At 56.8% G+C, this 15,290-nt stretch carries 8 protein-coding genes; all 8 read right to left on the minus strand.

Annotated elements, in window-relative coordinates; all coding sequences use genetic code 11:
- Positions 1 to 59 precede the first annotated feature (59 nt).
- The 8 genes from C7E10_RS03635 to pelF all read right to left on the minus strand — a co-directional run bounded on the left by C7E10_RS03635 (position 60) and on the right by pelF (position 15,280).
- On the minus strand, positions 60 to 2,579 hold the full coding sequence (locus C7E10_RS03635) for a GGDEF domain-containing response regulator (RefSeq protein ID WP_105325999.1): 2,520 nt from the start codon (positions 2,577 to 2,579) through the stop codon (positions 60 to 62).
- Positions 2,580 to 2,721: 142 nt separating this feature from the next.
- Entirely contained in the window at positions 2,722 to 4,419 is a 1,698-nt protein-coding gene (locus tag C7E10_RS03640; RefSeq protein ID WP_105326000.1) for a sensor domain-containing phosphodiesterase, read from the minus strand.
- A gap of 313 nt (positions 4,420 to 4,732) precedes the next feature.
- Positions 4,733 to 6,406, minus strand: coding sequence for a GGDEF domain-containing phosphodiesterase (locus tag C7E10_RS03645; RefSeq protein WP_105326001.1), 1,674 nt, complete (start codon positions 6,404 to 6,406; stop codon positions 4,733 to 4,735).
- A gap of 184 nt (positions 6,407 to 6,590) precedes the next feature.
- Entirely contained in the window at positions 6,591 to 9,110 is a 2,520-nt protein-coding gene (locus tag C7E10_RS03650) for a GGDEF domain-containing response regulator (RefSeq protein ID WP_158572341.1), read from the minus strand.
- Positions 9,111 to 9,253: 143 nt separating this feature from the next.
- The gene (locus tag C7E10_RS03655; RefSeq protein ID WP_105326003.1) at positions 9,254 to 10,237 is read right to left on the minus strand and encodes an endo alpha-1,4 polygalactosaminidase; all 984 of its coding nucleotides are present in this window, start codon (positions 10,235 to 10,237) and stop codon (positions 9,254 to 9,256) included.
- 11 nt (positions 10,238 to 10,248) lie between these two features.
- A complete protein-coding gene (locus C7E10_RS03660; RefSeq protein WP_105326004.1) occupies positions 10,249 to 12,387 on the minus strand; it encodes a peroxidase in 2,139 nt (712 codons plus the stop codon).
- Positions 12,384 to 13,853: an exopolysaccharide Pel transporter PelG gene (pelG, locus tag C7E10_RS03665; RefSeq protein WP_105326005.1), complete on the minus strand. Its 1,470-nt coding sequence runs from the start codon at positions 13,851 to 13,853 to the stop codon at positions 12,384 to 12,386. The genes C7E10_RS03660 and pelG overlap by 4 nt, the downstream gene beginning before the upstream one ends.
- Entirely contained in the window at positions 13,829 to 15,280 is a 1,452-nt protein-coding gene (gene pelF, locus C7E10_RS03670; protein ID WP_105326006.1) for a GT4 family glycosyltransferase PelF, read from the minus strand. The genes pelG and pelF overlap by 25 nt, the downstream gene beginning before the upstream one ends.
- Positions 15,281 to 15,290: the final 10 nt, after the last annotated feature.

Raw genomic sequence — 15,290 nt, forward strand, 5'->3', positions numbered from 1 at the left:
GCCCCACAGGGGTTTTCTACATATAAGTTAGTGTACAAAAACTTGTTTCTAAAATTTTTTCACCGGAACTTGTGCAGGAATACCAGGTAGTACCGGAAATGGTCGTTCTTACCAATGGGCAGAATCCGGGCCACCAAATGCCGGGGCTCCAATTCTCCCGGACAGGTATACCGGAAGGAAATCAAATGGCCGCTGTCCGGCCGGCCGTCTGCCCGATGGAAGGCCGTAAGCAGGTCCTGTCCCGGTTCATCGGTCAGAATGTTGTCCACCACGCTCAGGGAAGGATCCTGGGGGGACCGCCCCACCAGCCGGTAGTACGCCCGGTTCATCTGGCGCATCCGGATTTGGCTGTCATCATTTTTCACGGAAATAATGGCCATGGGCCCAATAATATCGTTGAGCCGGGCCTCGCTGATGATATTCTCCGCCAGCAGGTGGTACACCGTCAGCGTTCCTACGTTCAGGCTCAGCATGGACTGGTCCTTGGGCGGCTGGGTCAGCCCCGGCGTTGCCAGCAGTCTCCGGAAAGCCCGGCATTCCAGCGGCCGGTACCAGTAGAAGCCCTGGGCGCAGCCGCCGCCCTGCCGGATCACCATCTGGGCCTGCTCCGCGGTTTCAATGCCAGCCACGTTGACAATCAGCCCCTGGCGTTCGGCCAAGTTCATCAGACTTTCCAGCACCTTCTGCTTATACTCTTCCGAAATATCCTGGCGCTGGTTCCAGCTGAACTTTACCCCCCGCACCTTCAAGGTGGGCAGTACCTGGAGGGAATCATATTCCATGCCAAACTGGTCCATGACCGTAAAGACCCCTTCATCGTACATATTGTCCACGCAGCTGTGGACCAGGGAGTTGCGCCGGTAATCCCGCTCCTTGATTTCTAAAATCAACAGCTCATAGGGCAGGTCATACTTCTCCAATAGCTGCCGAATCAGCCGGGGGACGTTTCCCAAATAGAAATCCTTGGCATTGACGTTCACAGCCAGCGGAATGGGTTTCCGCCCCTTGTCCAGCAGTTCCCGCTGGAGCTTACAGGCTTCTTCCCACAGATAGGAATCCAGTTGGAAAATAAAGGCGTCCTGTTCCATTTCGTCCAGGAAATGGGACGGTTCCAGAATCACCCCGCCCCGAATCCACCGGGCCAGCAGCTCTGCCCCGATAATCTTATTGGTCTGGGGATTCACAATGGGCTGCAAAAACGGCGTAAATTCTCCCTTGGCCATAGCTTCCACAAACAGGCTTTCTTCCTTATTGGTGCTGCGGCAGATCAGCCGATGCTGGCTCTTTTCATTGTACATCTGCTGGTCCGCAGCCCGGAGCACCGCATCAAAGCCCTTGCGCACATCAGGGGCCCAATACAGGCCCATGGAATTGTTCAGGTTCCGCTCCGCCAAATGCCGGCGAATCTGCTGGCCCAGGGCGTAGAAAGCGTCTTTGGACAGGCCCTGCCACACCACCACAAACTCGTCCCCGCCTATGCGGAATACCGTGCCCCCAAACCGGTAGCGCATCAGAGCCTCTGCCATATCGCACAGCAGCCGGTCCCCCCAGCTGTGGCCCATCTGATCGTTGACCTGTTTCAGGTTATCCAGGTCCGCAAACAGCACCCCAATACTTTCTTCCGGATCAATGGTCTGGCTGTACCGGTCAAAGGCATTCCGGTTCAGGGCCCCAGTCATCTGGTCAATGGAACTGTTGGCCCGGAGGTGGTACACCGAGTTCCGATTGGCAAACATCATGATCAGGGACGTCTTCAAATGGCTCACCAGCATCCGGGTAGGTCTCATCCGGTCCCGGGGCACGTTTTCCAGGCATACCACGCACAGCCGCCGGTGGTTGAAATAAATGGGCAGCGCCGCCAGGCTCTTGAGCCCATAGGAAGTCAGCACCGCCAGCGCTTTTTCATCTTCGCACGGGCACCGGGACAAATCACTGATAAACACACTGCCGTATTTCGCAAACAGGCCATCAATGGTCTCTCGCAGTGCTGCGTAATCCCGCTGGGGAACCGTCCGCTCCCCCACCCCGGCCTCGCCGCTGGTACTCCAATAATACGGGGCATGGGAATCCCCTTCAAAAATAAACACTTTTTCTGCCTGGGAAAACAGTCCCAAATACCGCAGAAAATGCAGGAAAATCTGGTCTGGATCTTCCTGTTTCATGGCCCGGCGGACAATCCGCTGGAGCAGCCGCAGGGTATTCTGTTTTTCCAATTCGTATTTCAAATGGGTAAACCGTGCCCGGATCAGGTCATCCTCCGCCGGCAGGGAAATCACGTCCACTGCACCCAGGGAGAACGCTTCTTCCTGTTCTTTCGCACTGGCATTTTCCAACAGCAGAGCCACCGGAATATGGTGACACACCGGATCTGTGTGCATCCGGCGCAGGGCGTCAAGCCCCCGCCCCTGGGTGGGTGCCAGAATAATAGCATCCACCCGGCGTTCCTGGTGAAGCCGCGCCAGGGCAGACGCAGCATCGGACTCTGTCAGAAAGCGAAAATTCTCCTGCAGCAGCCCTTTCAGCCAGGCTTGGCGCCGATCATCGGCCACCAATAATAAACGAATAGTATTCCCTCTCATCCTTGTAACCTCACTCGGTTGGTACGCAGAGCCGCCCAGCGGGCACCCCTGCCGTTTTCATGGTTTCTGCCCGTTTCCCCACAAAACAGGCGCTGCTATCCTACTTAGCTTGCTTGTTACAGCTTTCTCTCTAAATCTATTCTCAGACAGGCTTTTCCAGCCCTGCCGCCATTTCTTTTTTGTCTTTCTCTTTGCCCAGCAGTGCCTGGCATTTCCTGCTGCATTCCGCCAAACTTTCGTCGTAAGGCTGGGGCCGTCCCAGCAAATAGCCTTGGGCCAGCTCGCAGTGTTCCCGGCGGAAGAAGTCCAATTCCTCCTCCGTCTCCAGACCTTCACCCAGGGTCCGAATCCCCAGGGCATGGTTCATGGCCAGCACTGCCGCCAGGATTTTCTGGGCCTTCACCGTAAAGGGCTCCAGAAACATCCGGTCCAGTTTCACCACGTCAAAATCGTGAGTTTTCAAGGTATTCAAGGAAGAATACCCGCTGCCGAAGTCGTCCATCCACACCTGGTACCCAGCCCGGCGCAGCCGTTCCATTTCCTCCGTCATGCGAAGGCCCTGGTCCAGCAGCAGACTTTCGGTAATTTCCACCTGGAGCATATTGCGGGGCACCCCGTACTTCAGGGTATTTTCTTCCAGCACCTCATAGGCATCGCACAGGAAGAAGTCCAGCCGGGACAGGTTTATCGAAACCGGGTACACCGGCTTTCCGGCCTCCACCCGCTGCCGGTACTCCCGGCAAACAGAGGCAATCATATGCCGGTCCAGCTTGTCAATCTGCTGGGAATCCTCCAGCGAACCGATAAAGTCCGCCGGCATCAGCAGCCCCCGCTCCGGATCGATCCACCGGGCCAGGGCTTCAAAGCCCACGGGCTCCAGGGTGTCCAACCGCACCACCGGCTGGTAGTAGGGCCGAATCCAGCCCTTTTGTACCGCTTCGTCAATATGTCCCACCACATAGCTGCGGATGGCCATACGGCCGGCCATAAGGTCGGTCCATTCATAGAAATAGGTGTCCAACCGTCCCCGGATGCTTTCGCAGGCCATCCTGGCCCGGTCCAGCGCCTGGTGCAGATCTTCCCGGGGATCCATAATCCGGTAGCCTCCAAAGTGGAAGGCCACCACCCGGTCGGAATATTCCTGCCGGAGAATCTCCCGGACCTCCTGGACCCGGTCCCGGACCCGGAGAGCATCCGTCAGGATGGCGAACCGGTCGTCCGCAATGCAAAAGACAAAATCATTGGCAAAGACCTGCTGCAGCACCGCGGCACAGCGGGCAATCAGCTGATTTCCTGCCTCTATGCCGTACTTGATGTTGTACAGCTTGAACCGCTCCACATTAAAGAAAATCAGATTCAGGGCCGGCATGGCCATCCCTTCCTGATACATCTCCAAAAATTGGCTGGCATAGGACAAAAAGCGCCGGGTGCCGGTCATGGCATCCTGCTCCACCCCGGTTTCTGACATGGGCAGGCTGAAGCCATAGTGCAGCCGTTCTCCCTCCGGTGTCACCACCAGCCGGTCCACCGCATCTACGTGGCGGATCCGGCCCTTTTTGGTGACCACCGTATACCGCATCCGGTAGTACAGCTCCCGGCCCTTTTCCTCCTTCTGGAGGCGCTGGCGCAGGCTTTCCCGGTCTTCCGGCCGTACCATGGTGTACATATTGTCAGCCAGATATTCCCGCAGCTCTTCTTCACTTGCACAATCGTAGAAGGCCACCATATACGGGTTCACATACAGGAGTTCCCCGGTTTCCCGGGAAATGACCACGCCCCCCGGCATACAGTCCAAGCCCTGGGCGATGGCAATACCCCTTTTGTTTTCCTTATCTGTCATGTCTCTTCCTCCGCAGCTTCAGGTAACAGCAACAGCGGCAGCAGCCCTGTTGTGCGTACAATGTCTGCTACAAGATTCCAGGAAAAGCCGCTTTTCTGCTTGCTTTTATCCTGTAGTTGTACAATATCCCTGTGGATGGCTGCCCGCACTCCTTTCTATCCTGGCAAGCCCTAGAATGAGACCCTGAAGGGCTCAACAAATCCCTTTGCAATTATTTTATCAGGATTATAATATACTATATTTTATCCAAAAAGAAAAGTCGATTTTCATTGTTGGCAAGTGCCCTCAAGCCGCACACTGCCTTCTTGTACGTTTATTTCAAACCTGCTTTCCGCAGCTGCTGCAGCCGCTTTTGGCAAGCCGTAATACTGTCCTCATAGGGCAATGGCACCCCTAACAGATACCCCTGCACAAGCTCGCAGCCCTGGGCCCGGAAAAATTCCAGCTGCTCCCGGTTCTCCACCCCTTCTCCCAGGGAACGAATGCACAAAAGCCGGGTCATCTCCAGCACATTTTCCAGGATTTTCTTTCCCCGCTCCGTAAAGGGCCTGAGAAATTCCTTGTCCAGCTTCATCAGGTCAAAATTGCAGCTTTTCAGGGTATGCAGGGACGAATAGCCGCTGCCAAAATCGTCCATCCACACCTGGTAGCCCGCTTCCCGGAACCGGTTCACTTCTTCGGCCATCCGACCTTCCTGCCCTACCAGCAGAGTTTCAGTGATTTCCACCCGAAGCATATTCCGGGGCACCCGGTACTCTTTTACATATTTTTCCAGGGTGGCAAAGGCATTAATCAGGAAAAAGTCCAGCCGGGACAGGTTTAACGATACCGGATACACCGGCTTGCCGGCGTCCACCCGCTGCCGGTACTCCCGGCACACGCAGCGGATCATCTGCTGATCCAGCTTGTCGATTTGGTGGGACGTTTCCAAAGGCCCAATAAAGGCATCGGGCAAAAGCGTTCCCCAGCTGGGTTCCTGCCAGCGGGCCAGAGCTTCAAACCCGACCAGTTCCAAGGTTTTGGCCCGGACCAGGGGCTGATAATACGGCCGAATCCAGTCCTTCTCCACCGCCTCATCAATGTGGCTCACCACATAGCGGCGAATCTGCACCTTTTCCCGGACAGGAGCCGTAGCTTCCTGGTAAAACTCCTCCGGCTTTTCCCGCAGGTTGTCGCAGGCCGTTTCCGCCCACAGCAGAGAACGGTACATATCCTCCCCGCCCATCCTGGGCAGGTAGCTGCCAAAGTGGAACATCACCACCTGGTCAGGATATTCTTCCCGCATTTTGGCATGGGCCTGCTGGATTTTTTCTTCCAGCTGCTTCACCGGCGCCAAAAGGGCAAACCGTTCCTCCGATAAATTGAACAGAAAGGTTTCGGAAAAAACTTCCTGAAGAATGGCCGCGCAGCGGCTGATCAGTTTTTCCGTAGCTGCTGCCCCATACTTCAGGGAGTAGATCTTATAATGGTCCACATGAAAGGCCACCACCGCCAGGTTGGGATTTTTCCCTCCCTGCTGCATCAGCGCCGGCAGCTGCCTGGCATAGTCAAAAAACTTCCGTACCCCGGGCAGGGCGTCCTGATTCAGTACCGGATCATCCCCCGGCACATTGAAAATATAATGGAGCCGCCTTCCTGAGGCTTCCACCACCAGGTAGTCCAGGGCATCCACGTAGCGCAGCCGCCCGATGCGGGTCTTCACGGCGTAGCGGATATGCTGAAAAGTGCTTGTGCCTTCCCGGAACTGCTTCATCACCTGGAACAGCTCCCGCCGTTCTTCCGGCCGGACCATCCCGGTAAGCACGCCCCCCGTCAGCTGACGAAACTCTGCCTCAGTGGCACAGTCCATAAACTCAATTACATATTTATTTACGTATAAAATACTGCCTTCCGGATCCTCCACGCAGATGAGGACACCCCCGGGTAAATGATCCAGACAGCTGGCCAGCAGCTCTTTTTTGTTTTTTTCTTGCTCGCTTGCATTCATAGCAATTCTCCTCAATAGACAAAGGGGCCGCAATATAGTATGGCCAGCGCAAAAACCTTCTTGCCCGCGAGCCTTCTGCAAGTAGTTGCAGAAAAGAATAGTTTTAACTCTGTTAGCATATACTATACACTGATTTCAATATAAAAGAAAGACCTTATAGTAAAAATAACCGGCTTATTCCGGCCTACCGCCGGTACTTGTGCAGCAGTACCAGATAATACCGATACTCCTGATTTTTCACAATAGGAATAATTTTGGCTGCCAGGTGCTTGCGCTCCTGAGTCCGGGGCACCCGGTAATAGAAGGAAATGACGTGCCCCTTGCTCAGCCGCTTGTCCGCTTTCCGGAAAGCGCTGACCAGGGTCTCTCCCCGCCGGTCCAAAGGGATATCCGGCAGCTGGGAATTTTCCGGGCTCATGGCGTCCTGGCCCAACAGGTTATAGTAGGCCTGGTTTACCTGACGCACCCGCACGACGCTGTCATCGTTTTTCACCGACACAATGGCCATGGGGCCAATCAAATTGTTCAGCTTGGTTTCGCTGAGAATATTCTCGTTCAGCAGACTGTACACGGTCAGGCTGCCCACATTGTGTTCCATCAGCAGCCGTTCCATATTCTGCACCATATCCGCCTTGCCCAAAAGAGCCTGGAAGGATTGGGGGCTCATCGGATGATACCAGTAGAACCCTTGGGCGCAGTTGCACCCCTTCTTGACCAGAAACTCGTCCTGTTCGCTAGTTTCAATTCCCGTCACCACCGCCAGAAGCCGGTAGCGCTCCGCCAGATTCAGCATACTGCTGATAATCTGCTGCTTGTAGTCTTCGCCAATATCCAGCCGCAGATGGTAACTGAATTTCACGCCCCGGATTTTCAGGCTGCCCAGGGTTTGCAGGGAATCGTACTCCAGCCCGAACTCGTCCAAAAAAACAACCAGCCCTGCGTCATATAGGGCATCTGCCCCGCTGCGCACCAAAGGATCCGACCGGTATTCCGCTTCCCGGATTTCAAAAAATATTTCCCTGCGGGTAAGCCCGTATTTTTGCAGCAGCTTCTGGATGGTTCCGGGTACATCGCCCTGAGAAAAATCCCGGGCGTGGATGTTCACAGATAAAGCCAGCGGCCGAATCCCCTGATTCAGCAGCTGCCGCTGGTACCTGCACACCTGTTCCCAAATATACTGGTCCAGCTGGAAGATAAAGGACGTTTTGGCCATATCCTCCAGGAACTGTACCGGTTCCAGCACCACCCCGCCCCGGACCCACCGGGCCAGCGCTTCGCCGCCGATTACCTTCCGGTTCTGGGGATTCACCACCGGCTGAATGCCAAAGGTAAATTCCCCCTTTTGCAGGGCCTGCTCAAAGGGCTTTACCAGCGTGTCCGGGCTTTCCGCTTGGGCCTTCCGCTGCTGCTTGTTGGCATACATTTTTTGGTCCGCCTGCCGCAGAATGGCTTCAAACCCCTGGGCCAGATCCGGCGCCCAGGTAAAGCCCAAGGACAGCTGCAGCTTCCGTTCTGCCAGCTGCCGTTCCAGCCGCCGGCCAATGTCCTGGAAGTCCTTTTCCGTCAGGCCCTGCCACAAGATGACAAATTCGTCCCCGCCAATGCGGAACACGTTGCCCCCATGGCGGAACCGCAGCAGGGCTTCTGCTGCATCGCAGATCAGCCGGTCCCCCCAGTCATGGCCCTGTTCATCGTTTACCCGCTTCAAATTGTCCACATCGGCAAACATGACCCCCAGGCTCTTTTCCGGTTCCAAAGAAGTACTCACCCGGTCAAAAGCATTCCGATTCAGGGTCCCCGTCATCTGGTCCACCGCACTGTTGGCCCGGAGATGGAACACCGTATTCCGGTTGGCAAACAGCATGATCAGCGGCGTAATGGCCTGCTCCAGCAGCCGGCGCATTTCCCGGATCCGGTTTTCCGGCACATTCTCCAGGGAGATGACGCACAGCCGCCGATTACGAAATTCCACCGGAAACGCCACCAGATTCCGTATGCCCAGCTTCCGGAACAGTTGCTGGGTCTCCCTGCGGCCCTGGGCCACCTGGCTCGTATCCTCAATGGCCAGACTGCCGTACTGGGCAAACAAAGCTTCCATGGTCTTTTCCATGGCCTTAAAATCCTGGGGTGCCACGCTTCTCAGCCGGGTGGTCAGGTTATCCTTCCGGAACCAGGCGTAAGGAGCCCGGGAGTGCCCTTCAAAAATAAAAGCTCGCTCCGCCCCCGTCATCAGCCCCACATACCGCAAAAAGCAGTGGAAGGACTGCTCCGGGTCTTCCTGCTTCATGGCCCGCCGCACCAGCTTCTGGAGCAGCTCGCTGTTTTTCTTGCTTTCCAAAGCGTAGCGCAAATGGGCAAACCGGGCCTGGACAAAAGGGTCCCCCATGGGCAGGGGCATTACATCAAACGCTCCAAAGGAGAAACTCTCCTCCATTTTCTGGGAGCTGGCCTGCTGCACCACAAATAATACGGGAATCCGATGGTACTCCGGATCGTCGTGGAGCTGCTGAAAGTCCTGGAGCGCTTGTCCCGGCGCCAGCACCACCACAATGGCATCAATATGATTTTCCTGACAGAGCAGTTCTGCGGCCTGGGCCCCGGTATCCGCTTCCACAATGGTAAACTGATCCCGGATCAGCTCCGCCAGTTCCCGGCGTTTGGGACTATCCCCCACCGCCAGCAATTTAAATTTTTTCTTTGCCATACTCTCCATCCCTTCCCAGGCAGCCCTGGAACTGGTTCCGGCCAGGGGGAAGGGAATTCCTTCCCTGCTCGGCCGCACTCCCCTTAAAGACGAAAATCCCCGTTGTCTATAGCAAGCGTACCCTTTGCCAACGTTTCGTGATTCTATTTATAGGTTTGCCATGCATCCATTACATCCAAAAACACCCCGTCAAAGCCAGCGTTCAGAATCTGGTCCAAATAGGCCCCGTCGCTGCCGTACAGCAGGTGCTTCCACTCCGGCCGCCAGTACTTCACCCGGTAGCTTCCCGGCCAGTCCGGGTTGGGTTTGCCCACCCAGTCCGGAGGCTTGGTCTTCCAGTCAGGCTGCCAGTAGGGCCGGTAGTCCGCCGCCTCCCCTACGCTCAGATAGCACAACACCAGCCGCCGCCCGCCCTGGGGCTTGTCCTGGAGCATGGCCGTTTCTGCCGGAGTCAGCGGTTTATCCCCGTAATACAAATCCACCACCACTGCGTCGTAGGGCGTCTTTTGCAGGGCAGTCAAATAGTCCAGCCGAGTCGCAAAATTTTCCGGATTCAGCAGGAACAGAAAATTCTCTGCGTCCTGCACCCTGCGGATGTCCCGGCTGCTTACCCGGGGCACCTGTCCCTGGGGCAGCTGGGCCAGATTTCTATCCCCTACGGCCATGCTTACATAGCCGTTTTTGTGCCCCAGGGCCTCATCCTTTTCCTGCAGCTCCGGGTCCGGTATATAATCCAGGGTCCACACCGCCTTCCCCGCCTTCTGGGGCAGGGCGAATACCCCTTTTAGGAATTCCAGCATGGACTTCTCCTGGGGCTGGGGTCCCTGGTCACTTTCTGTATAAAATACGGATTCCGTGAGAAAGCCGTCCAAAGCTTGGACCAGCTTGTCCACATTTTCCTTGGGGTTGTCCGGCGTTACCTCCAAAAGGCCCGCCGCCCCGTTGCCCACCAGCTGGAAGCCGGGCCGCTTTGCCTTGGCATACTGCCCCAGTTCTCCCGCCAGCTGGATCATTTCCGTTTGGGGATTCACCGGGTTTGCCGCTTCCGGCGCCACCGCTGCTTCCCCGCAGCCCGCTGTGAAGGTCAGGAGACCTCCCAGCAGCCAGCCTAAAATTTTCTTACGCATACCTTCTCCTTTTAGAAGGACTGGTTCAGGGTGCACAGCACCTTCCAGCCCCGATAGGAACCGCCACGGTCATCCTTCCGACGGAACCGTTCCCCGTCCAGACTCAGACGATTTTTGGCGCCCAGCTGCCAGCTAAAGCCCAGCAGCAGGGAATAGTATTTATAGGCACCGCTGTTGAGTTCCAGCCGCAGCGGATCCCAGTTGGACGTCACATCTTTATACCCCGCCAGGATATGCCATTCCTGCCGCTCATTCATATGGTGCAGCCAACCGGCCCCGGCACTGAGCCGGTGTACCGCCTGATTCCGGTAGCCCCAGCCGGCACTGACCAGGTTCCAAATGCCGTACAGGGACAGTTCGTCCCGCTTTGTAATTTGGTCATTGTAGAACCAGCTCAGCTCCCAATCGTCCCCTTCCCGGTAGTGCAGCCGGCTGTCCCGGCCCCAGAATTCCCGGGTTACAGTTTGGGTGCCCCCTTCGCCGCCCTGGGGGCCGCCCTTACCGTTATGCAGCGTCCTGGGCACTTCCACTTCCCGCAGCTCACTGAAAATGGTGTCCTGGTAGGAGCTCTCCGCATGGCTGTGGACCACCCCCAAACGGTATTGGGTTTTGGGCCCTGCATGGAGGTAGCTGACCTCCTGCTGGAAAGCATTCCCCGGGTCCACCTGGGCCCCCGGCACTTCCTTGGAATAGTCGTAGCTCCGGCGGAGCGTGTACTGGACGCTGGCCGCCAGACTGTCCCGCTCCGTAAAGTGGTGGATCAGTTCAAGGCCCGGGGTCACCTGGAACCCTGCACCAAAATCCGTCATCCGGGCCAAATCATTTCCCACCACGGCATTTTGGTAGATGGCACTCTGCCCCGTAGGCAGATTAAACAGCAGCTGGTAGCGGACGCTGTTTTGCTTGTGGTCATTGCGCAGTTCGGCACTCAGCTGGGTATCCGCCCAGCCCGACACGCTGCCGTGGCTCTTATGGGTATCCGATTGCACATAGCCCGTAGAAAGGCCAATATCCACCCGGTGGCCGCTAATCCGTCCTGCCTGGTAAAAATTCAAGGGAATAAACAGCTGATGCCCGGATTCCCGGCCCTTCCAGCTGTCAAATTCCACGCCGGTCTGCCAGCCCGCCCCTTCCCCAAAATGGGCCAGGGCGTAGTCCGCCCGCTGCCGCTCCTTCAGGGCGCTGCGGGCCCAGTTCTCCGCGTCGTCCAGCCATTTGGCCGCTTCGGAATCGTAGGCCTGGGCTTCTGCCTCGTCTTTTTCCGCCTGCTGCTTTTCCACCGTCAGTTCCACGGCCTGCTGCTGGTAGTCCCGGACCTGTTCCCGGGCATCCCGCTCGGCGTCTTCCGCCTGCTCCCGGGCATCCGTCAAAGCGTCCAGCTGCTGCTGGAGCGCATCCAGTCTCTGGTCCGCTGCATCCAAAGCCTCGCTGGCCGCATCCATCTGCTGGGCCAAGCGGTCCAGTTCTGCCTGGGCTTCCTGCTCCGCCGCATCCTCCTGCCCGTTCAGCTTGTCCAGGGCATCGTTCACCATATCTTCTGCGTCCAACAGCCGGTTCTGTTCATAATTTACGGCAGTCAGCGCCTGCTTTACCAAAGCTTCTTTTTGGGCGTCCTCCGCCCGGAGGGCCTCCGTATCCCGGTTCTCCACGGCCTTTTCCTTGGCCTCGTAGGCCGCTTCCCGTTCCTTGGCAGCCGCCTCCTTGGCATCCCGGTCCGCCTGGGCCGCCTGCACGGCCGGGGTAAACTGCACCACCGCCCGCTGGGCCGCCAGCGCCGCGTGGGTCCGCTTGGCACTTTCTGCCTGGGCCTTTTGCAGGGCGGCTTCCGTTTCTGCCAGGGCTTTTTTCACCGCGTTCAAATTGGCCAGCACCTGTCCCAGGTTCACTGCCGCTTCCCGGCGGCCTTTCTGGGCCTCAGCAAGACCTGCCCTGGCCTGTTCCAAATCCACCCGAGCCCGTTTCACATCGGCCTGGGCCTGGTGATAATACCGGATTTCCTCCCGGGATTGGCGCAGGCTGTCCAGTTGGGACCGGACATCGTGGAGCACATCCCGGGAGGCCGCAAACCCCAGGGCCGGCACGCCCCAGGTTCCAAGCCCCGTAATCACCGCCAGAAGGCCCGCTGCTTTCCGCTTCGTTTGCTGGTTCACAAGGACCCTCCTTTCTGGGATTCCTTCACCCCATAGAGTTTATCCCGCAAATGGGTCATAAACGAAACCCTGGGCCGGTAAAACATGGGCTGGCCGCAGAAAATATAATAATTCAGCCGGTCCGCAAAATGGTCCAGGCTGTGCAGCCCGTAGAACAGGGCAAGGCCGCTGGACAGGAAGAAGGTAAAGCCGTAGCTGCTCTCCCCAAACAGGGCAATGCCCCCCAGCCCCAGTACCAGGGTACCCAGAAAGTACAGCCCCATCAACCGCAGGGCCTGCTCCTGGGCATCAAAGTACAGGAACAGGATGCTGATGACTTCCGTAACCCCGGTAAAATACGCCGCCATCAGAAGAATATCATACAAATTGGCTGCCTCAAAATCCACGTTGGCCAGAGTCAGCACATAGGTTCCCCCGGCCAAAGCCAGCAGGGTAAACAGGAACTGGAAGCCCATGAGCTTGCGCAGTTCAAACCACATGGTAAACAGCAGGGTCTGCCGGCCATCCTCAATATCCCGATAATTGCCCTTATGGATAATGGCATCAAAATAAATGGCGTACCGGTCGTAAAATTCCGTTTCTGCAGATACCACAAACATGGTTCTAAGGGGCAGAATGGACAAAAAGGCATAGCAGGTAATGATGTCGTACACCGGGGCAAACCGGTAGGTTCCTCCCACCACCGTGCCCCAGGAACCCTGCCAAATCATCAGGTTGGGGAGAAACAGCCCCAGGGAATAAGCCATGGCCTCCAGGAACACCTTCCAATGCTGGTCCAAAATGGAGAGAAACCAGAACACCCGGCCCTGCCGGGGCGGTCCAAAATAATCGTACAAAGCCAGGTAGAAGGTCAGCACAATCATGCCCATGCCCACATCCACTCCAGCCACGCCGCAGCGGGCAGCCGGCAGCTCTCCGCCGGTTAGCAAAACCCCGGTGACCAATACCCCTGCCACTGCCCCTGCCAGATAGCCCAGCACCAGCCCCTTAAACTGGCGCACCGCCGTCAGGTACACCCCCTGGCTCCAAATCAGCAGCATCTCACTGAAAAACAGGTATCCCAGCACCTTGTCCACCCAGGGAAGGGGACTGGGCAGATAGAACAAAAAGGCCGCAAGGGCCCCCAGGCCCAAAAGCAGGGCGTTGATACCAAACAGGGACGCCGTAATGTCCCCGTACCGCTTTTCACTAAGACAATCCGCCAGATACCGGGTCTGCACCGTCACAAACCCGCTGGACAAAATCTGGGAAAACACAAAGGCATACACCGTAGTGCCAATAAACAGGTCGGACTCCACCTTAGGAACCCGGGCGTGGGCAAACAGGGCCTGAATGGCCAGCATCAGGCCCGCCAGCAGGATAAATGGCCCCGTGGTAATCACCAAAGAGGCAGAATACGCCTTCAGCTTCCCGGTGGCGGTCCGGGCCTTGAACAATTTTTTTAATTCGAAGCCAACGCCTGCCATGATGCTCCCAGCTCTCCTTCCTCCCGGTAAATCCGGCGATATGAATCAATAAAATGCTCGTAGGTATAGCCCCTGAGGGTTCTTTCGTACCCGGCCTGGGCCATCTGGTGCCGCAGGGGGAAGTTCCGGGCCAGCCGGAGAATTTCCCGGGCCATGGCCTCAAAATCCAGAGGCGGCACCACAATCCCTGCATCCCCCAGGGTATCCTGGCTGTCCCCGTAGATTAACTCCCGGCAGCAGCCCACATCCGTGGTCACAAAGGGGCGATGGGCCGCAAACCCCTCCAGCACCGACAGGGGCTGCCCCTCGCTGATGCTGGACAGCACCAATACGTCCATTTTGGGCAGGTACTCCGTCACCTGGATGGAGCCCGTAAAGGTCACCGTCTCCGTAATCCCCAGCAGCTCCGCCGTATTGACGCACAGCTGGGCGTATTCCGGGTCTTCTTCCATATTTCCCATGACGTACAAATGAGTGTCCGGCATATCCTGGTGCACCAGGAAAAACGCCCGCAGCAGGGTTAGGATATCCTTAATAGGCACCACCCGCACCACTGCCCCAACATTGATGGTGCCCCCGTGGTCCGTCAGCTCCGGAATGGGCGCAAACCGTTCCATATGGATGCCATTGGGCACAATGGCAATTTTCTTAGGGTCACAGCCCAGTTCCTTTTCGATCTGCCCGTTATGCTCAAACAAGGTGAACACATGGTCCGCCTTTTCGTAGGCAAGCTTGGCCAGGTTGTAGAAATACCGGATCCACACGGACTTGAAATCCGTCTTGGCCCAGTCGCTTTTGATGATTTCCGCTTCCCGCTCCCGGGAATAGATGCCGTGTTCGGTAATCATAAAAGGCTTGTGGTACACCGTCGCCCCAATACCTCCCAGAATGCCGCAGTAGCCCGTAGCCACACTGTGGTAGACATCCGCTTCCGGCAAATCCTGCTGGAGCAGGTAAAAAAGGGGCAGCAGCATGGACCGCAAGGTCCAGAAAAATTCCGTAAAGGGCAGGTAATCGTACCGCTCCGCATAAATTTTTCGGATAACCTGGAAAAAGTCCCCAGTCATAAAAATGTCCAACGGACTTTCCCACTGCTTATTCCGGAAAATATCCACCAGCCCGTCCAGGTTGATGGGCTGGTCCCCCTTGACCAGTTCCTCCAGCACCTGCTGCTGGGCTTCTGTCAGGGCGTGTTCCTGCATGGTCCCTGCCTTCAGGTTCAGAATTTCGTCCAGGAACACCTCCTGGATGCCCACGCAGTTTTGCGGCAGCTTGTACTTGTAGTGTCCCCGGTCCTTGGCTTCCGCCCCAATGGAGTACACCACAAACTCATATTCCGGCAGCCCTTCCATGAGCATCTGCACCCAGGAAGAAACGCCCCCTACCACATAGGGGTAGGACCCTTCGGTCAAAAGGCAAATTCTCATGGCTTCTCCT

The sequence above is a fragment of the Acidaminococcus hominis genome (assembly GCF_900291475.1).
GTDB classification, from domain to species: domain Bacteria; phylum Bacillota; class Negativicutes; order Acidaminococcales; family Acidaminococcaceae; genus Acidaminococcus; species Acidaminococcus hominis.

Coding starts and splice junctions, on each gene's coding strand:
- C7E10_RS03650 (WP_158572341.1), bottom strand. CDS start 9,110: ATGGCAAAGAAAAAATTTAAATTGCTGGCGGTGGGGGATAGTCCCAAA.
- C7E10_RS03655 (WP_105326003.1), bottom strand. CDS start 10,237: ATGCGTAAGAAAATTTTAGGCTGGCTGCTGGGAGGTCTCCTGACCTTC.
- C7E10_RS03640 (WP_105326000.1), bottom strand. CDS start 4,419: ATGACAGATAAGGAAAACAAAAGGGGTATTGCCATCGCCCAGGGCTTG.
- pelF (WP_105326006.1), bottom strand. CDS start 15,280: ATGAGAATTTGCCTTTTGACCGAAGGGTCCTACCCCTATGTGGTAGGG.
- C7E10_RS03635 (WP_105325999.1), bottom strand. CDS start 2,579: ATGAGAGGGAATACTATTCGTTTATTATTGGTGGCCGATGATCGGCGC.
- C7E10_RS03645 (WP_105326001.1), bottom strand. CDS start 6,406: ATGAATGCAAGCGAGCAAGAAAAAAACAAAAAAGAGCTGCTGGCCAGC.
- pelG (WP_105326005.1), bottom strand. CDS start 13,853: ATGGCAGGCGTTGGCTTCGAATTAAAAAAATTGTTCAAGGCCCGGACC.